We start from the raw sequence: 17,273 nt of genomic DNA, 5'->3' as shown, positions 1-17,273 counted from the left end.
CTACGTGGCTGCGCCTATGCTGTCCGCCATGGCTCGCCGTACCGTGCCGGTCGCCCTCGGGGCCGCGACCGCCCTCCTCGCCGCCCTCGCCGGCTGCGCCCCACAGGACGTGGAGTCGACTCCCGCCCAGGCGTCCTGCGAGAAGGCGTCCCTCACCACCAAGACCCCGGGGAAGCTCACCATCGGCACCGACGAGCCGGCGTACGAGCCGTGGTTCAACGACAACAAGCCGGAGAACGGCGAGGGCTTCGAGTCGGCGGTCGCGTACGCGGTCGCGGAGCGGCTCGGCTACGCCCGTACCGAGGTGGTCTGGAACCGGGTGAAGTTCGAGAACGCGATCGCTCCGGGGCCGAAGGACTTCGACTTCGACATCAACCAGTTCTCCATCACCGAGGAACGCAAGCAGGCGGTCGACTTCTCCGCCCCGTACTACCTGGTCCGGCAGACCGTGATCGCGCTGAAGTCCTCGAAGATCGCCGGCAAGACGACGCTGGCCGACCTGTCGGGCGCCAAGCTCGGCGCCCAGGTCGGCACCACCAGCTACCAGGCGATCACCGACGTGATCAAACCGGGACCGCAGCCGCAGGTGTTCAACACCAACGACGACGCCAAGAAGGCGCTCCAGAACGGACAGATCGACGGGCTGGTGGTGGACCTGCCGACCGCGTTCTACATCACCGGCGCCGAACTGACCGACGCCACCATCGTCGGCCAGGTGCCGCAGGTCGGCGTACCGGAGACGTTCGGGCTGGTGCTGGACAAGGACTCGCGGCTGACCGGGTGCGTCGGCGCGGCGGTCACCCAGCTACGCGAGGCCGGGACACTCGGCGAGCTGGAGAAGAAGTGGCTCGCCCAGGCGGCGGGCGCGCCCGAACTCACGTGAGCCTGCTCGCCCCCGCCCCCGCCCCCTCCGCGATCGCCCGCGAGCGGGCCGCCCACCGTCGCCGGCAGACTGTCCGCTCGGTGCTGGTCGCCGCCGCCTCCACGGGGCTGCTCGGCACCCTGCTGGTGGTGGCGGTGACCGGGTCGCCCGGTTGGGATCGGGTCCGGCAGTCCTTTCTCGACCTGGAGATCGCCCGGGCGGCCCTGCCCGACGTGCTCACCGGACTCTGGCTCAACGTCCGACTGCTCTTCTTCTGCGCACTCGGGGCGCTCGCCCTCGGCCTGGTGGTGGCGCTGCTGCGCACCCTGCGAGGGCCGGTCTTCTTCCCGGTCCGGGCCCTGGCCACCGGCTACACGTACGTCTTCCGGGGGCTGCCGCTGATCATCGTGCTCTACGTCTTCACCCTCGGCGTGCCGGGCTTGCGGCTACAGGGCATGCCACCGGTACTGGTACTCGGCGGCTGCGCGCTGGTGATCACGTACAGCGGTTACCTGGCCGAGGTGTTCCGGGCCGGAATCGAGTCGGTGCACCCGAGCCAGTTCGCCGCCGGCCGCTCACTCGGGCTGACCCACCGGCAGACCATGCGCCACGTGGTACTCCCCCAGGCCGCACGCCGGGTCGCCCCGCCGCTGCTCAACGACGTGGTGGCCCTACAGAAGGACGTCGGGCTCGTCTCCCTGGCCGGACCGATCGACGCGGTACGGGCCGCCCAGATCCAGACCGCCCAGCACTTCAACTACACGCCGTACATCGTCGCCGGGGTGTTGTTCGTGCTGCTCGCCATCCCGTTGATCGCGGTGACCGACTGGGTGACGCTGCGCGCCGCCCGCCGCCAGGCGGGTGGCTGAGCGATGACCCTCACCGATCAGAGCGCCCAGCGCCCGGAGCCGACCCCCGATCCGGGCCCCGGCCTGCTCGCCTGCCGGGGCCTGCGCAAGTCGTTCGCCGGCCGGCCGGTGCTCGACGGGCTCGACCTGGACGTGGCCGAACACGAGGTGGTGGCGTTGATCGGCGCCTCCGGCTCCGGCAAGTCGACCCTGCTGCGCTGCCTCAACCTGCTGGAGGAGATCGACGACGGGACGATCCACCTGGACGGCGAGCACATCACCGACCCCCGGATCGACCCCGACCTGGTACGTCGCCGGATCGGCATCGTGTTCCAGTCGTACAACCTGTTCCCACACCTGCGGGTGCTGGAGAACATCACCCTGGCGCCACTACGGGTGCACCGGCGCGACCGGGCCGAGGCGGAGGCACAGGCCCGCGAACTGCTCGACCGGGTCGGTCTGGCCGAGCATGCCCAGGCCTACCCCGACCGGCTCTCCGGCGGCCAGCAGCAGCGCGTCGCGATCGTCCGGGCACTGGTCAACTCACCCCGGCTGATGCTGCTCGACGAGGTCACCTCGGCGCTCGACCCGGAACTGGTGGGCGAGGTACTGAGCCTGATCCGCGACCTCAAGGCGGACGGGATGACGATGGTGCTGGCCACCCACGAGATGGGCTTCGCCCGGGAGGTCGCCGACCGGATCTGCTTCCTCGACGGCGGGCGGGTGATCGAGCAGGGACCACCGGAGCGGGTGCTGGGCGAGCCGACCGAGCCGCGTACCCGCCAGTTCCTCCGACGGATCATCGAGGCCGGCCGGCTCTGACCGGCCGGCCCCGATCCGTACGGTCACTCAGCCGCCGAAGCCCAACTGGCCGGAACGCGGCTTCAGGTCCCGGATCGCCAGGGCGGCGTCGAGGGCGGCGATGGTGGCCGCCCACCCCTTGTCCTCGGCCGACCCGGGCAGGCCGGCCCGGTCCCGGGCCTGCTCGATCGTGTTGACCGTGAGCACGCCCTGGCCGACCGGCTTGCCGGCGTCCAACGCGACCCGGGTCAGCCCCTCGGTCACCGACTGGCAGACGTAGTCGAAGTGGGCGGTGCTGCCCCGGACCACCACCCCGAGGGCCACCACGACGTCGTACTCGCGGGCCAGTGCCTGGGCGACGACCGGCAGTTCCACCGAGCCGGAGACCCGGGCCACCCGTACCTCACGTACCCCGGACGCCTCGGCGGCGGCGACCGCCCGCTCGACCATGTGGTCGGTCAGCTCGCCATGCCAGCGGGCCGCGACCACGCCCACGGTCAGCCCCGCCGCGTCCACCGCGGTCGCTCCCGGTTCCCCGAAACCAGCCATCGTTACGCCGATCCTTCCGTGATCCCGTCGAGCTCACCCAGCAGGTGGCCCATCCGGTCCCGCTTGGTCCGCAGGTAGCGGACGTTCTCCGGGGTGGCTCGCACCGGCAGACTCTCCCGCCCGGTGATGGTCAGCCCGTAGCCTTCCAGCCCGGCCCGCTTGGCCGGGTTGTTGGTGAGCAGGCGCATGGACCGTACGCCCAGGTCGTAGAGGATCTGCGCGCCGGTGCCGTAGTCCCGGGCGTCGGCCGGCAGGCCCAGTTCCAGGTTCGCGTCGACGGTGTCCCGCCCCTGGTCCTGGAGCTGGTACGCCTGCAACTTGTGCACCAGGCCGATGCCCCGACCCTCGTGTCCGCGTACGTAGAGCACCACGCCGCGCCCCTCCTGCGCCACCCGTGCCAGGGCGGCCTGCAACTGCGGCCCGCAGTCGCAGCGCAACGAACCGAAGACGTCGCCGGTGAGGCACTCGGAGTGCACCCGGACCAGCACGTCCTGCCCGTCACCGAGCTCGCCGTAGACGAGCGCGACGTGCTCCGCCGAGTCGTTCTCGACCGTGTAGCCGAGCGCCCGGAACTGCCCGTACGGGGTGGGGAGCTTCGCCTCGGCGGCCAGCTCCACCTGCTTCTCGGTCCGCCGCCGGTACGCGATCAGGTCGGCGATGCTGACCAGGGTCAGCCCGTGTTCGGCGCTGAACTTCTCCAGGTCCGGCAGACGCATCATGGTGCCGTCGTCGTTCACCAGTTCGCAGAGCACACCGGCCGGGTTGAGCCCGGCGAGCCGGGCCAGGTCGATCGCGGCCTCGGTGTGTCCGGCCCGGCGCAGCACGCCGCCGGCCCGCGCCCGTAGCGGCACCACGTGTCCCGGCCGGGCCAGGTCGGTGGGGCTGGTGGACGGGTTGGCGAGCAGTCGGATGGTGTGCGCCCGGTCGGCGGCCGAGATGCCGGTGCTGACGCCTTCGCGGGCGTCCACCGTCACCGTGTACGCGGTGCCCCGGCGGTCCTGGTTGGTGTGGTACATCGGCGGCAGTTCGAGCCGGTCGGCCTCTTCCTCGGTGATCGGCGCGCAGATGTAGCCCGAGGTGTAGCGGACCATGAAGGCGAGCAGTTCCGGGGTCGCCAACTCGGCCGCGAAGATCAGGTCGCCCTCGTTCTCCCGGTCGGCGTCGTCGACGACGACCACCGGTCGACCGGCTGCGATCTCGGCGATCGCCACCTCTACCGGGTCGAACCCGGGCGGGGCGGCGAGGGCCGGTTCGACGAGGTCGGACTCGCGCAGTGCGGAGTCTTCCAGGACGGACTCGCTCATGACGTGGCCTTTCCGGTGCCGAGTAGCCGCTCGACGTACTTGGCGACCACGTCCACTTCGAGGTTGACCGGGTCGCCGAGCTTCTTGTGCCCGAGCGTGGTGAGCTTGAGCGTGGTCGGGATCAGGCCGACGGCGAACGTGTCGTCACCGATCTCCGCGATGGTCAGGGACACTCCGTCGACGGTGATGGAGCCCTTCTCGACCGCGTAGCGCGCGATCGCGGCCGGCAGCGAGAACCGGACCGTCTCCCACTGTTCGGCCGGCTCGCGGCCGATGATCTCGCCGACCCCGTCGACGTGTCCCTGGACGAGGTGCCCGCCGAGCCGGGTGCTCAGCGTCGCCGCCCGTTCCAGGTTGACCGGGTCCCCGGGCAGCAGCCCGCCGAGGGCGGAGCGTCGCAGGGTCTCCCCCATCACGTCGGCGGTGAAGACGTCACCGTCGACGTCGACCACGGTCAGGCAGACGCCGTTGACCGCGATCGAGTCGCCGTGTCGGGCGTCCGAGGTAACCACCGGGCCGCGGACCGCGACCAGGGCGGAGTCCGCCCCCGTGTCGGTCAGCCGTACGACCTCGCCCAGTTCCTCGACAATGCCGGTGAACATGTCTCAGCCCTCCCTCTTTCGGGGCAGCGCGGTGATCCGCAGGTCGGGGCCGACCTGCGTGATATCGACGAACTCGAGGTCGATGACCTCGGAGATGGTGCGTGGTCCGGCGTCGGCGAGGGCCGCCGGGCCGGCGCCGAGCAGCTTGGGCGCGACGTAACCGACGACCTTGTCGACCAGGCCGGCGGCGAGGAACGCGCCGGCGAGGGTCGGTCCGCCCTCCAGCAACGCGGCCCGCACGCCCCGCTGGTAGAGCCCGGTCATCAGGGCGTCCAGGTCGACCCGGTCCTCCTTGGTGGCGCCGACCTCCGCGGTGGTCACCACCCAGGTGCGGGCGGCGCCGTCGCGCACGCGGGCATCCGCCGGGGTACGACCCTCGCTGTCCACCACCACCCGCAACGGCTGCCGGATGGCGAGACTGCCGTCGCGCAGGTTCCGGGCGGTCAGGCGCGGGTCGTCGGCGAGGACCGTGCCGATCCCGACGAGCACCGCGTCGACCGTGCCGCGCAGTGCGTGTACGTCCATCCGGGCGGCCTCGGAGGTGATCCACATGCTGGTGCCGTCGGCAGCGGCGGAGCGGCCGTCGATGGTGGAGGCGAACTTCCAGATGACATAGGGGCGGCCCCGTCGTACGGCGGTCAGCCAGGCGATGTTGCCCGCCTCCACCTCGGCGGCGCGTACCCCGATCTCGACCTCGACCCCGGCGGCCCGCAGGGTGGCCGCGCCACCCGAGGCGACCAGGTTCGGATCCGGCACGCCGATCACCACCCGGGCCACTCCGGCCTGGATCAACGCTCCGGTGCAGGGGCCGGTACGGCCGGTGTGGTCGCAGGGCTCCAGGGTGACCACGGCGGTGCCGCCCCGGGCGCGTTCACCGGCCTGGGCCAGCGCGACCATTTCGGCGTGCGGCCCGCCCGCGTAGGCGTGGAACCCCTCCCCGACCAACTCGCCGTTGACGTCGAGCAGGACGCAGCCAACCACCGGATTGGGGCTGGTGCTGCCCAGGCCGCGCGCGGCCAGCTCGATCGCCCGACGCATCGCCGCATCGGTGGAGACGCTCACCATGTCCGTGTCCTACTCTCCTCGCCCGTCGGTCAAACGCGCGACGAGTGGGAGACATTCCGGCACGAACCGGAGCAGGCGGTGGCGGAGAAACCCGGGGACGGCAGAGCCGACCCGGGCGGGGTCGACGAAGCTGGACGCCGAAGGGCGCAGTTCGAGACCCGTCCGTCCCGCGCGCTGTCTCCCATCCGGACTGTCTGAGTGCGGGCGGGAAGCCCGCGCTCAACCGTCGGCCCTGGGTTCTCACCAGGTCCACCGTCCGACACAGGGTCGTCCGGGTCGCGGGCTTACCGTGGCCGAGGCCGCGGATCACCGCCGGTTCGGAATTTCACCGAGTCCCGCCAGCGCGTGGTGGGTACGTCGTGAGTCTTACACGCTTTACCGCCTCGATCGCCATCGACGCGACCTACCTCACAACGTCGATCTTTCCGCAGGGCGCCCAATCGGGCGGGAATATCCGGGCGGCCGGCTCAACTTTCCGCCCGGTGCCGTCAGGTCGCCGCCCGGTGCCGTCAGCTCTCCACCCGGCGTCGGTCGACCGCCACGTACGAACCGGGTTGGTGCTTGGCCAGACTCTTCATCTCCGAGGCGGCGGCGATGACCTCGAGCGGGTCGGTGAACCGCCGTTCCGGCACCGACAGGGAGACCCCGATGGAGAGCGTGACCAGGGCGGCCCGTTGCACGTTCCCCCGCCGGTCGCGCAGTTCGACGTAGCCGCGCCCGGCGTCGGAGGGGTCGTACAGTTCGTCGGCGGCCTTCTCGAAGTCGACCACCGCGCGTTCGGTGAGCGGACGTACCTGGTCGGGGGTGCAGACGATGACGAAGTCGTCGCCGCCGATGTGGCCGAGGAACGCGGGCGGCAGCCCGACCGAGACCACCGCCCGGTGCAGGCTGCGGGCCAGGGCGCTGATGAACTCGTCACCCCGGCTGAAGCCGTACCGGTCGTTGACGCTCTTGAACCGGTCGATGTCGACGTAGCCGACCGCGTAGTCGACGCCGCTGCGGACCCGGTCGGTGATCTCCCGCCGGACCCGGCTGTTGCCGGGGAGCCCGGTCAGCGGGGAGACCTCCCGGAACTCCTTGTTCCGGCGCAGGGTGGAGCTGACCCGGGCGATGAGTTCGGCGGTGTCGAAGGGCTTGACCAGATAGTCGTCCGCCCCCGCGGTGAGGCCGTGCACCTTGTCCACGGTCATGCCCTTGGCGGTCAACATGATCACCGGCAGGGCGGAGGTCAGCGGGTTGGCGCGCAGCCGGCGGGTGAGTTCGAGGCCGTCGATCCGGGGCATCATCAGGTCGACCACGGCCAGGTCGGGCCGCTGCGCCTCGATCATGTCCAGGGCTTCCTGGCCGTCCCGGGCGTGCCGTACGTCGAAACCGTGCAACCGAAGGTTGAACTCGACAAAACGGGCAATATCCTCGTCGTCGTCGACGACCAGGATGAGGTCCTTCGGCTCCTCGGCCGGCTCGACGGTCACGGCCGCGGCACGGCGCGCTCGGCCAGCCCCCGCAGATGCCCGATCGCCGCCGCCGGATCGGCCGCGCCGTAGACGGCGGTGCCGGCCACGAAGGCGTCAGCCCCCGCCGCGGCGGCCTGCTCGATGGTGTCCGCGGCGATCCCGCCGTCGACCTCGATCCGCAGCTCCAGATGACCGCTGGCGGCATGCCGGCGAGCCGCCCGCACCTTGTCCAACAGCTCGGGAATGAACCGCTGCCCACCGAACCCGGCCTTGATCGTCATGATCAGCAGGGTGTCGAAACTCGGCAGCAGCTCCAGGTACGGCTCGATCGGAGTGTCCCGGTCGATCGCCAGCCCCGCCTTCGCGCCAGCCGAACGGAGCTCCTTGGCGAGCGCGACCGGGTTGTCACACGCCTCCGCGTGGAAGGTCACGTTGTACGCCCCGGCGTCGGCGTAGGCCGGAGCCCACCGCCTCGGATCCTCGATCATCAGATGCACGTCGAACGGCAGCGTGGTGACCGCGAGCAGGCTCTGCACCACCGGCAGCCCGATGGTCAGATTCGGCACGAAATGGTTGTCCATCACATCGACGTGCAGCCAGTCCGCCGACGACTCGACCACCCGGGCCTCGTCGGCGAGATGCGCGAAGTCGGCGGCGAGAATGCTGGGCGCGATGATCGGCGTCGGTGCGGTCACCGGGCCAGTCTACGAACGTGCGCCACGCGTACGACACGGGCCACCGGACCCGTCCCACAACCGGCCCGCGCCGACCGCCACGCGGCTGCCGGCTCGCGCGTACGGCCGGCCGCTGTTCGGCGCCGACCGAAGCGTCCGGCACCTAGCGTCCACGTCGTGCCCGAAGCCGTACCACCGCCGCGCCGCGTCCCACCGCCACTGCCCGAGATCGCCGCCTGCCCCCACCCCGCCGAGCGGTACGCGGCGTTACGCGCCCGCCCCGCACACCGGCACCCGGACGGCTGGGTGGTCGCCCGGCCCGAGGATGTCACCGCCGCGTTGAACTCGCCGGCGTTACGGGTGCCGCCCACCGCCGTGAGCACCGGCGCCGCCGGAGCGCTACAGGCGCGGATGGCACGCTTCTCCGACGGCGCCGCGCACACCCGCCGTCGCGCGCTAGTCGAGGAACTGCTGCCGAACCCGGACGAGCTGCGTCGCGCGGCCGAGGAACAGACCGGGCCGCTACTGGACGGGCGGCGCGCCCCGTTCGACGTCATGCCGCTGGCCCGGACGGTGCCGGTCGCCGTACTGGCCACGGCGCTGGGGGTCGCCCCCATCGACCGCGACCGGACCGTCACCCTGGTCGGGCGGCTCTGCGACGCGCTCGCCCCGACGTTGGCGCCGCCACCCACCCCGGACGACCCGGATGCCGTCGCCGACGAACTGACCACGCTGCTCACACCAGTGGGAGCGGGAGACTTCGAGCGGGTCGCGGCCGTCGCCGGAATACTGTTCCAGGCACGTGACGCGACCGCCGCACTCATCGGCTCCGCACTGCTCGCGGCCACCCCCGCGGACGGCACCGCCCCCACCGGAATCGGTCGGCTGGTCGAACGGACGCTCCGCGAGGAGCCGCCGGTGCAGTGCACCCGCAGACACGCGGCCGACCCGGTCGCGCTCGGTGGCGTCGGCGTACCCCCGGGCGCGACGGTGTGGGTGCTGCTCGCCGCCGCCGAGACCGGACCGCCCGCTCCACCCGCCACCTTCGGCGCCGGTCCGCACGCCTGCCCGGGAGCGACGCAGGCCCGCGCGGTGGCCGGCGGCTTCCTCAGCGCGACCCTGGCCAGGGGCCTGCGGCCGGTGCCGGGACAACGAATGGGCTACGAGCCCCGGCCGAACCTGCGGCTGCCGACGCGACTGCTGATGGAGCGGCGATGACCCACACCTCGGACTTCGCCGCACTGCACCGACGCGGCTCCCCGTTCCTCCTGCCGAACGCATGGGACGTCGCCTCCGCGCTGCTGCTGGCCGAGGCGGGCTTCCCCGCCGTCGGCACCACCAGCCTCGGCGTGACCGCCTCCGTCGGCCTACCCGACGGCGCCGGAGCCGGCGCCGAACTCACCGTCGCCCTCGCCGGACACCTCGTCCCCCGGCTACCGGTACCGCTCACCGTCGACCTCGAAGGCGGGTACGGCGACGATCCGGCCCTGGTCGCCACGCTCGCCGCCGAACTCGCCGAGATCGGCGTCGCCGGGATCAACCTCGAGGACGGCCGGGCGGACGGACGACTCCGATCACCGGAGCAGCACGCCGCCATCATCGGTGCGGTCACCGCCGCCGCGCCGACGCTCTTCGTCAACGCCCGTACCGACACCTACTGGCTCCCCGTCGGAAGGAAGGGCCCCTTGTTAACGCATAGGGATGTGAAGGGGCCCTTCCTAACCGGAGATGGGCGGGGGCGGGACCGGGTCCGGGAGACCGTCCGGCGGCTCGCCACGTACCGGGACGCCGGAGCCAGTGGCGTGTTCGTGCCCGGCCTGACCGAACCCGCCGAGATCGCGACCGTGGCCAAGGCGGTGGACCTGCCGCTGAACATCCTCTGGCAGCCCGGCCTCGACCTCGGCGCCTGCGGGACCGCCGGGGTGGCCCGGGTCAGCACCGGGTCGGCCCTCTACCGCAGTGCCCTAGGTGCCGCCCTGGCCGTCGCGGACGCCGCGCACCGCAGCACACCACCACCCGGTCAGGCCGTGGACTATCACGGGCTGCAACGGCTGGTCCGGGAGGCGGGCCGCCGGGCACCGCGCTGACCCGGCGCCGACCAACTCAGCGACAGCGGTCAACGACAGCGACAGCGACAGCGACAGCGGTCAACGACAGCGGTCAACGACAGCGGTCAACGACAGCGGTCAACGACAGCGGTCAACGACAGCGGTCAACGACAGCGGTCAACGACCGGGCACCGGCCACGCCGCCCAGGCGTCGGTGAGGATCTCCGCCAACGCCGACCGGCGGGGCTCCCAGTCGAGCATCACCCGGGCCAGGTTGATGTCCGCGGTCAGCCGGAACGGCTCGGGTTTGGGCGGCAGCCGGCGTACGTCGACGGTCCGACCGGTGACCTGCTGGGCGGTGGTGACCACCTCCAGCATGCTGGTCCCGTGCCCGCTGCCGATGTTGAGCAGCCGGTGCTCGCCGGGCCGGGTGCGTTCCACTGCCAGCCGGAACGCCTCCGCCGCGTCCATCACGTGCACGAAGTCACGGACCGCCGCCCCGCCCCCGTTGAGGGTCACGTGCGGCAGTTGACCGGTCATCGCCCGGAAAACGTTCGGGACGATCCGACCCGGGTCGAGGTCGCCCACCCCACCGGCCGCGCCGGCGAGGTTGAACAGACGCAGGGTCGTGGCACCGATCGCCCCGATCGAGGCCTGCGCGGCGACAAGCTGCTCCGCGGCAACCTTGGAGGTGGCGTACGGGCTCTCCGGGTGCGTGTCGAGGTCCTCGGTGAGCGCCCCCTCGGGCCGCGACCCGTACACGATGTTGGTCGAGGCGAACACGAAGGAGATTCCCGGCCGTTCCTCACTGGCCTGCTCGAACGCCTTGAGCAGGTTGAACGTGCCCACGGCGTTGACGTCGAAATAGGTGAGCGGGTCGGTGAGCGAGTCCCCGGCGCTGGTCAGCGCGGCCAGATGGCACACGCCGTCGAATCCGCCCTCGCCGACCAGCCGGGCCAGTCGTGCCCGGTCCCGCAGATCCCCGGTGACCAGTTCGGCTCCGGGAGCGAGCCGCTCGGTGGACCTACGCCGGCTCAACACGGTCACCCGGTGTCCCGACGCGAGCAGGTGGAGACTGACCGCGTGCCCGAGGAAGCCGAGCCCACCGGTGACCAGTACGTGCACGTGGGGTCCGATCTGGCCAGATTCCGCCGCTGCGAGGCAGAGACGTGAGAGGTCCAGCAATCGTACGACGATCCAGCTCCTGCCGGGGACACCCGTTCCGGCCCGGACCGCACCGATCGGTGGATATCCGGCACCGTTGGTCGACCGACGCATGTGGACCGGCGGGTGGCGGTGCTACCCGGACGGGCGGCCGACCCGGGCACGCCCCGATGCTGACGCAACTGGAACCGTGCTGGCCCGGTACCGGTATGCTGCTCGGCCGATGGCCCACCCCGCCCGGCCGGGCGGGGAAGCTGGCCGTCGGGTCCCCGGGGAGGACGAGCACATGCGACGGTGGCTGGCTGCGGTGGCACTCGGTGGGTTGACGGCGCTGACGCTGGGTGGCTGCGCGCTGCCAGCGGGCGTGGACGGCAACCTGACCGACGACTGGGCGGCGATCGGTGAGCCGGTCGCCGTGGTTCCGGCGGTCGGTGCCTGCCACCCCCGGTTCGTGGAGGTCGGCTTCCTGAGCTCCTACCAGCCGGTCGAGTGCGCCGAGCAACACGACGCCGAGACCCTGTACGTGGGCACCTTCACCGGCGCCGAGGCGGACCGGGCGACCCCGCCGCCGGACGGCTCGCCCGCCTGGCGGACGGCGCGGGCGGAGTGCGACACGAAGGTCAACGAGGTGGTCGGCGGCGACTGGCGGGCCGGTCGGCTGACCCTGAGCCTGATCCCGCCATCGAACTACGCGTGGTCCGGTGGCGCCCGCTGGTTCCGGTGCGACGTCGGCGAGATCGACGGCCTGGACAACCGCGACGTGGTGGCCCGTACCGGCAGCCTCAAGGGCGCGATGAGCGGGGCCTCCGCGCTGGCGTACGGCTGCTTCAACCCGAAGCTCGATGCCGACGGCGAAATCCTCGAGATGCAACCGGTGAACTGCACCGCGAAGCACAACACCGAGTTCGCCGGGATCTGGAACGGACCAGACGTCTCGTACGACGCGCTCCTCAAGGACAAGGGCCGGATCGAGCGGGGCTGTCTCGCGGCGATCGCCAGCTTCGCCAAGGTGCCCAACAACGGTGACATGAAGTACCGCAGCGGCTGGATCACCTACTACCCCGGCGAGGCGGAGTGGGACGCCGGCAACCGTGGGGTGCACTGTTTCCTCTGGCTCGACAAGCGCCAGGTGACCCGTTCCCTCAGGGGTGCCGGGTCCGGCGGGCTGCCGATCAACTGACCGGGGTCGGCAGGGTCGTCCCGGAACGGGCCGGCCCTGCCGACAAAGCCACGAAGTGGGGTGTCACGCCGGTCGGACGACCCGCGTGACACCCCACTGGTGCGACAGCCGCTGACGGACCGAGGGCGGCTACTCGCCGCTGCGGCGCAGTACCGCCAGGAACATCGCGTCGGTGCCGTGCCGGTGCGGCCAGAGCTGCACGGTCGGACCGTCGCCGAGGCCGGGCATGCCCGCCGGCAGCAGCGGCCGGGCGTCGACAAAATCGACCGGTACGCCGGAGCGCCGGGCCGCCTCGGTGACCGTCACGTGCGTCTCCACCACATGCGGCGAGCAGGTCACGTAGGCCACCACCCCGCCGGGGCGGACCGCCCGCAGCGCGGCGGTGAGCAGTTCCCGCTGGAGCCGGGTCAGCGGTGGCAGGTCGGAGGGCTGGCGACGCCAACGTGACTCCGGACGCCGCCGCAACGAGCCGAGCCCGGTGCAGGGCGCGTCGACCAGAACCCGGTCGAAGCCACCCGCCGGCAGGTCGGGATCGTTGCCGGCGGTCCGCCCGTCCATGGTGAGCACGGTGACCGGCAGGCCACGGACCGCCTGCGAGACCAGCCGGGCGCGGTGCTCGGCCACCTCCACCGCGGTCAGGGTCGCGCCCCGCTGTGCGGCCAGGGAGCCGAGCAGGCCCGCCTTGCCGCCGGGGCCGGCGCAAAGGTCCAGCCACCGGCTGTCGGTCCCCTCGACCGGGGCCGCGGCGAGCGCCGTCGCGACGAGCTGCGAACCCTCGTCCTGCACGTGTGCCCGGCCCTCGGTCACCGCGGGCAGGTCGCCCGGGGCGCCGCCGCCGAGGTAGACCGCGTACGGCGAGAAGGCGCCGGGCGCCCCGCCCACCGCTTCGGCCAGCTCGACCGGATCGGCGCGGCCGGGCCGGGCGCAGAGGTGCACCGGCGGACGCTCGTTGTCCTCGATCAGCAGCCGGCGGGTCTCGGCCAGATCGCCGCCGAGGGACTCGGCGAAGGACCGGACGATCCACTCCGGGTGGCTGTACGCGACCGCCAGGTGCCCGACCGGGTCGGACTCGTACGACGGGGCCAGCTCGGTGACCCAGGTGTCGAGGTCCTTGCCGGAGATCTCCCGCATGACCGCGTTGGTGAACCCGGTCGCCCCGGGCGCCACCGAACGGACCAGGTCGACCGTTGCGGAGACCGCGGCGTGCGCCGGCACCCGGGTGTAGAGCAGCTGGTAGGCGCCGATCCGCAACGCGTCACGCGGCTGCGGGTCGATCCGCGCCACGTCGCGCCCCGCCGCCGCGGCGAGGATCGCGTCCAGGGTGCCCCGGACCCGCAGGGTGCCGTAGGTCAGTTCGGTGGCGAAGGCGGCGTCGCGGCCGTGCAGCCGCATGTCCCGCAGGAGGCCCGGCAGCACCAGGTTGGCGTACGCGTCGTCGCGGTGCACCGCCGCCACCGCCTCGTACGCCGCCTGGCGGGCGAGGTCGGCCGGTGGCTGGGCGGGTCGGCCACGTGCGGGGCCGGCGAACCGGTCCCGGCCCGGCCGGGTGTCCCGCCCCCGGTCGTCGGTACGGTTCCGGCCGCGCTCGTCCGGGCGGGCCGCCCGATCGCCAGCGGAACGGTCGGGGCCGTTCTCGTCCGGGCGCTCGGTCCGGTCGCGGTTCTCCAGCGGGGCGCTCATGCGGTCACCTCGGCGGGCTGGAAGCTCTCACCCGGTGCGACCCGGACGCCGCGCGCCCAGTCCGCGGCGGACATCGGCTTCTTGCCTGCCGCCCGCACCTCGCCCAGCGCTACAGCGGTGGTGGCGGTGCCGGCCAGTACCTGGTTCCGTTCGACGAGAAGCTCCCCTGGTGTGAGTTCGGGTGGGTTGGCGATCGGGCGGACCGGGCCGAGTTTGATCCGGTCGCCGCGGAAGGTGGTCCAGGCGCCGGGCGCCGGGGTGGCGGCGCGGATCCGCCGGTCGACCGCGAAACCCGGCTCGGTCCAGCGGACCTGGCCGTCGTCGACGGTCAGCTTGGGGGCCAGCGACACGCCGTCGGCCGGCTGCGGCTCGGCCCGCGCGGTGCCTTCCTCGATCGCGTCGAGGACCGCCACGAGCAGCCCGGCACCGGCGGCGGCGAGCCGGGTCAGCAGGTCACCGGAGGTGTCGGTGGGACGGATCTCGTCGGTCACGGTGCCGAAGACCGGGCCGGTGTCGAGCCCGGCTTCGAGCTGGAAGACGCTCGCGCCGGTCAGCTCGTCGCCGTGCAGCACCGCGTGCTGGACCGGAGCGGCGCCCCGCCAGGCGGGCAGGAGCGAGAAGTGCAGGTTGACCCAGCCGTGGGTGGGGATCTCCAGTGCCACCGGCGGCACCAGCGCACCGTAGGCGACCACCGGCACGCAGTCCGGGGCCAGCTCACGGAGCCGGTCGAGGAACTCGGGCTCACGGGGGCGGGCCGGGGTCAACACCTCGATGCCCCGCTCGTCGGCCCAGGCGCCGACCGGCGACCGGACCAGGCCCCGGCCACGACCGGCGGGGGCGTCGGGACGGGTCACCACGGCGAGCAGTTCGTGCCGGGAGGCGGCGACGGCGTCGAGGGCGGGCAGCGCGACGGCCGGCGTACCGGCGAAGACCAGACGCACCCCGGTCACCGACCGAGCCCGAAGGGGCCGCCCGCGCCGTGCGGGCTGACCTTGACCACCGGCGGCGCACCGGCGTCGTACCACTCCGCCGCGCGGATCGCCTTCATCGCCTCCTTGCGCCCCTCGGTGTCGAGTCGGTCGAGGAAGAGCACACCGTCGAGGTGGTCGGTCTCGTGCTGCACGCAGCGGGCCATCAGGCCGGTGCCGACGATCTGGAGCGGGTCTCCGTACGAGTTGAAGCCCTTGGCGACGACGTTCTGCCGGCGTTTGGTGTCGAAGTAGAGGCCGGGGATGGAGAGGCAGCCCTCCGGGCCGTCCTGTTCCTCCTCGTCCGGGAAGGAGAGCACCGGGTTGATCAAGTGCCCGACGACGTCGTCCACGTCGAAGGTGAACACCCGCAGGCCGACGCCGAGCTGCGGGGCGGCCAGTCCGGCACCGCTGCGGTCACGCATGGTGTCGGTCAGGTCGGCGACCAGCTTGCGCAGCTCCCGATCGAAGTCGACCACCGGCTCGGCCGGCGTACGCAGCACCGGATCCCCGAACAGACGGATGGGCTGGACGGTCACGCGGGACGGCTCCTTAACTGGTGGGCGGGACGGCTCGGCTGGTGAGGCTGGGACGGCCACCCGGGGGAACGCCCGCCCGGAGGACAGGGCGGGCGGGATGGATACTGCCGTACCAGTCTACGGCGGCGGTACCGGCAGATTTCAGGCCACCGACACGGGCGACGGCTCGTCGCGCGTGGGGGCTGGGCCGGTCCGCTGGATCTGGCCCACCGGCCGGTACGGGCGCCTGCTGGGCACGCCGGGGGGTGGTGTGTCGCCAGGCGGCGGCCCGGCAGCCGGGTGCCGGGCCGTCTTGGATCGAACCGGTCCGGGCCGGTGGAAGGTGCGGGCCAGTGGAAGATCCGGGTCGGCAGGAGACCGGTTACGAGGAGATGCCGGCCTCGCTGGTCAGCAGCGGGTCCGCCGGGGCGGCCTCGGCCTGGGCGAGCACGTGCTCGGGCAACGGCAGCGAGACGTTGTGCGCGGCGTCCCAGTCGTAGATTGCGCCCAGTCCCACCTCGGCCTGGAAGAACTCGATCGCGGAGCGGCCAGCGACCACGGGCTCGTCGACCTCGGCCACCAGCCGGCCGGGAACGAGCTTGAAGCCGTTGCGCAGGGCGGCGCTGAGCCGACGGTGGCCGTCGACGACGAAGAACTCGGAGCCGGTGTAACCGATGCTCAGCGGTTCCAGCGCCGCCTCGCCGGCCTGGGCGACGTCGGCGACGAAGTCCGATTCCCAGAGCCCGCGCAGGCCCTGGATCTCCTGGCTGGGGTAGATCCGGCCGGGGTCGAGCAGGAGCAGCGGCGGGGAGTCGCGCAGCACCTCCTTGCCGAGGGAGCCCTCGAAGGCGGCGATCACGTGTTCGACCACCTCCATCGCCGAGGCCCGAGTGGTGTCACAGATCAGGTCGTAGTTGCGCAGTTTCGCCTTGTCCACGCCGTACCGGAGGATGAACCGCCCACGCTCGCTCTCGCTGCGCTCGTGCAGCTTGGCCTTCGCCTCCTCGACCGAGGCGTAGCTCTCGGCCGGGCCGGAGGGGCGGGCCAGCACCCGGCGGGCCGCCTCGGTCGGCTCGGTGATCATGTGGATCTTGAGCGCGTCCCGGAAGAAGTGCCAGGCGAGCCGGCTGTCGACGATCAACTGCTCACCGGAGTCGGCGATGTCCTGCTGGAGCTGGTCGACGTAGCCATCCACCGCCTGGTCGAGCTCGGCGTGCAGGTTGAGCTGGAGCGTGGTCATCTGACGCCGCTGCGCCATCTCACGGTAGAGGTCGCCGACGCTGATCCGGCGCAGGCCGAGCCGCTTGCTGAGTTCGATCGACACCGTGCTCTTGCCGCTGCCGAGATCTCCATTCAGAACGATCGATTGACGACCGGTCACGACGCACACACCCCTGATCGCAGACTGACTAGGATCACTCGATTGCACACCGAACCGGTGTGATCACGGCATCGTCACACCAATGGGCGGCGACATGAGGGGCGACTTTACCACGCGTGAACCAGCCTCCCGGCGGACCGCATGTCCGCCGGCACTCCCGGGTGACAGCCGAACC

17 protein-coding genes and 1 riboswitch are annotated in these 17,273 nt (G+C 72.1%); of the genes, 6 read left to right on the top strand and 11 right to left on the bottom strand.

Going from position 1 to position 17,273, the window contains the following annotated elements; translation table 11 throughout:
- Positions 1 to 28: 28 nt before the first annotated feature.
- Genes BDK92_RS30280 through BDK92_RS30270 form a run of 3 tightly spaced genes read left to right on the top strand, consistent with a single transcriptional unit; the run spans position 29 to position 2,532 of the window.
- Positions 29 to 883 carry an ABC transporter substrate-binding protein gene (locus tag BDK92_RS30280; protein WP_121162722.1) on the top strand — a complete coding sequence of 285 codons (855 nt, stop codon included), beginning with the start codon at positions 29 to 31 and terminating at the stop codon, positions 881 to 883.
- Positions 880 to 1,731, top strand: a complete 852-nt coding sequence (locus BDK92_RS30275; RefSeq protein WP_246017325.1) for an amino acid ABC transporter permease — start codon at positions 880 to 882, stop codon at positions 1,729 to 1,731. The genes BDK92_RS30280 and BDK92_RS30275 overlap by 4 nt, the downstream gene beginning before the upstream one ends.
- Before the next feature lie 3 nt (positions 1,732 to 1,734).
- On the top strand, positions 1,735 to 2,532 hold the full coding sequence (locus BDK92_RS30270; RefSeq protein WP_121159830.1) for an amino acid ABC transporter ATP-binding protein: 798 nt from the start codon (positions 1,735 to 1,737) through the stop codon (positions 2,530 to 2,532).
- A gap of 27 nt (positions 2,533 to 2,559) precedes the next feature.
- On the opposite strand, the gene ribH is transcribed toward BDK92_RS30270, so the two are convergent.
- The 6 genes from ribH to rpe all read right to left on the bottom strand — a co-directional run bounded on the left by ribH (position 2,560) and on the right by rpe (position 8,180).
- Positions 2,560 to 3,060 (bottom strand): 6,7-dimethyl-8-ribityllumazine synthase, encoded by a 501-nt coding sequence (gene ribH / locus BDK92_RS30265; RefSeq protein ID WP_121159829.1) that lies wholly within the window; start codon positions 3,058 to 3,060, stop codon positions 2,560 to 2,562.
- A 2-nt stretch (positions 3,061 to 3,062) separates the two neighbouring features.
- Complete coding sequence (locus tag BDK92_RS30260; RefSeq protein ID WP_121159828.1) at positions 3,063 to 4,364, bottom strand: bifunctional 3,4-dihydroxy-2-butanone-4-phosphate synthase/GTP cyclohydrolase II; 1,302 nt, start codon at positions 4,362 to 4,364, stop codon at positions 3,063 to 3,065.
- Positions 4,361 to 4,966, bottom strand: coding sequence for a riboflavin synthase (locus BDK92_RS30255; RefSeq protein WP_121159827.1), 606 nt, complete (start codon positions 4,964 to 4,966; stop codon positions 4,361 to 4,363). Before BDK92_RS30255 ends, BDK92_RS30260 begins: the two co-directional genes overlap by 4 nt.
- A gap of 3 nt (positions 4,967 to 4,969) precedes the next feature.
- Entirely contained in the window at positions 4,970 to 6,031 is a 1,062-nt protein-coding gene (gene ribD, locus BDK92_RS30250) for a bifunctional diaminohydroxyphosphoribosylaminopyrimidine deaminase/5-amino-6-(5-phosphoribosylamino)uracil reductase RibD (protein WP_121159826.1), read from the bottom strand.
- Between the two features lie 169 nt (positions 6,032 to 6,200).
- A riboswitch (FMN riboswitch) is annotated at positions 6,201 to 6,378 on the bottom strand.
- A gap of 162 nt (positions 6,379 to 6,540) precedes the next feature.
- Positions 6,541 to 7,503 carry a GGDEF domain-containing response regulator gene (locus BDK92_RS30245; protein WP_121159825.1) on the bottom strand — a complete coding sequence of 321 codons (963 nt, stop codon included), beginning with the start codon at positions 7,501 to 7,503 and terminating at the stop codon, positions 6,541 to 6,543.
- Positions 7,500 to 8,180, bottom strand: a complete 681-nt coding sequence (rpe, locus tag BDK92_RS30240) for a ribulose-phosphate 3-epimerase (RefSeq protein WP_121159824.1) — start codon at positions 8,178 to 8,180, stop codon at positions 7,500 to 7,502. The genes BDK92_RS30245 and rpe overlap by 4 nt, the downstream gene beginning before the upstream one ends.
- 156 nt (positions 8,181 to 8,336) lie before the next feature.
- Here rpe and BDK92_RS30235 point away from each other — a divergent pair, with 156 nt between their 5' ends.
- Positions 8,337 to 9,377 (top strand): cytochrome P450 family protein, encoded by a 1,041-nt coding sequence (locus BDK92_RS30235; RefSeq protein ID WP_121159823.1) that lies wholly within the window; start codon positions 8,337 to 8,339, stop codon positions 9,375 to 9,377.
- A complete protein-coding gene (locus BDK92_RS30230) occupies positions 9,374 to 10,246 on the top strand; it encodes an isocitrate lyase/PEP mutase family protein (protein WP_121159822.1) in 873 nt (290 codons plus the stop codon). Before BDK92_RS30235 ends, BDK92_RS30230 begins: the two co-directional genes overlap by 4 nt.
- 138 nt (positions 10,247 to 10,384) lie before the next feature.
- Here the strand turns inward: BDK92_RS30230 and BDK92_RS30225 are convergent, their stop codons facing one another.
- Entirely contained in the window at positions 10,385 to 11,392 is a 1,008-nt protein-coding gene (locus BDK92_RS30225) for an NAD-dependent epimerase/dehydratase family protein (protein WP_246017324.1), read from the bottom strand.
- A gap of 265 nt (positions 11,393 to 11,657) precedes the next feature.
- On the opposite strand from BDK92_RS30225, the gene BDK92_RS30220 reads away from it, so the two are divergent.
- Positions 11,658 to 12,551: a septum formation family protein gene (locus BDK92_RS30220; protein WP_121159821.1), complete on the top strand. Its 894-nt coding sequence runs from the start codon at positions 11,658 to 11,660 to the stop codon at positions 12,549 to 12,551.
- 129 nt (positions 12,552 to 12,680) lie between these two features.
- Here the strand turns inward: BDK92_RS30220 and BDK92_RS30215 are convergent, their stop codons facing one another.
- The 4 genes from BDK92_RS30215 to BDK92_RS30200 all read right to left on the bottom strand — a co-directional run bounded on the left by BDK92_RS30215 (position 12,681) and on the right by BDK92_RS30200 (position 17,098).
- Positions 12,681 to 14,231, bottom strand: a complete 1,551-nt coding sequence (locus BDK92_RS30215; protein WP_121159820.1) for an RsmB/NOP family class I SAM-dependent RNA methyltransferase — start codon at positions 14,229 to 14,231, stop codon at positions 12,681 to 12,683.
- Positions 14,228 to 15,172, bottom strand: coding sequence for a methionyl-tRNA formyltransferase (gene fmt / locus BDK92_RS30210; RefSeq protein ID WP_121162720.1), 945 nt, complete (start codon positions 15,170 to 15,172; stop codon positions 14,228 to 14,230). Before fmt ends, BDK92_RS30215 begins: the two co-directional genes overlap by 4 nt.
- A gap of 5 nt (positions 15,173 to 15,177) precedes the next feature.
- The gene (gene def, locus BDK92_RS30205; protein ID WP_121159819.1) at positions 15,178 to 15,738 is read right to left on the bottom strand and encodes a peptide deformylase; all 561 of its coding nucleotides are present in this window, start codon (positions 15,736 to 15,738) and stop codon (positions 15,178 to 15,180) included.
- Positions 15,739 to 16,099: 361 nt separating this feature from the next.
- On the bottom strand, positions 16,100 to 17,098 hold the full coding sequence (locus BDK92_RS30200) for an AAA family ATPase (RefSeq protein ID WP_121162719.1): 999 nt from the start codon (positions 17,096 to 17,098) through the stop codon (positions 16,100 to 16,102).
- Positions 17,099 to 17,273: the final 175 nt, after the last annotated feature.

This window comes from Micromonospora pisi (assembly GCF_003633685.1).
Classification (GTDB): Bacteria; Actinomycetota; Actinomycetes; order Mycobacteriales; family Micromonosporaceae; genus Micromonospora_G; species Micromonospora_G pisi.
Note: the sequence above shows the minus strand (reverse complement) of the source record. Positions and strands in the feature narration are given on the sequence as shown.

Excerpts from the sequence above, each read along its gene's own strand:
- BDK92_RS30280 (WP_121162722.1), top strand. The coding sequence starts at position 29 with ATGGCTCGCCGTACCGTGCCGGTCGCCCTCGGGGCCGCGACCGCCCTC.
- BDK92_RS30270 (WP_121159830.1), top strand. The coding sequence starts at position 1,735 with ATGACCCTCACCGATCAGAGCGCCCAGCGCCCGGAGCCGACCCCCGAT.
- ribH (WP_121159829.1), bottom strand. The coding sequence starts at position 3,060 with ATGGCTGGTTTCGGGGAACCGGGAGCGACCGCGGTGGACGCGGCGGGG.
- BDK92_RS30260 (WP_121159828.1), bottom strand. The coding sequence starts at position 4,364 with ATGAGCGAGTCCGTCCTGGAAGACTCCGCACTGCGCGAGTCCGACCTC.
- BDK92_RS30255 (WP_121159827.1), bottom strand. The coding sequence starts at position 4,966 with ATGTTCACCGGCATTGTCGAGGAACTGGGCGAGGTCGTACGGCTGACC.
- ribD (WP_121159826.1), bottom strand. The coding sequence starts at position 6,031 with ATGGTGAGCGTCTCCACCGATGCGGCGATGCGTCGGGCGATCGAGCTG.
- BDK92_RS30230 (WP_121159822.1), top strand. The coding sequence starts at position 9,374 with ATGACCCACACCTCGGACTTCGCCGCACTGCACCGACGCGGCTCCCCG.
- BDK92_RS30220 (WP_121159821.1), top strand. The coding sequence starts at position 11,658 with ATGCGACGGTGGCTGGCTGCGGTGGCACTCGGTGGGTTGACGGCGCTG.
- BDK92_RS30215 (WP_121159820.1), bottom strand. The coding sequence starts at position 14,231 with ATGAGCGCCCCGCTGGAGAACCGCGACCGGACCGAGCGCCCGGACGAG.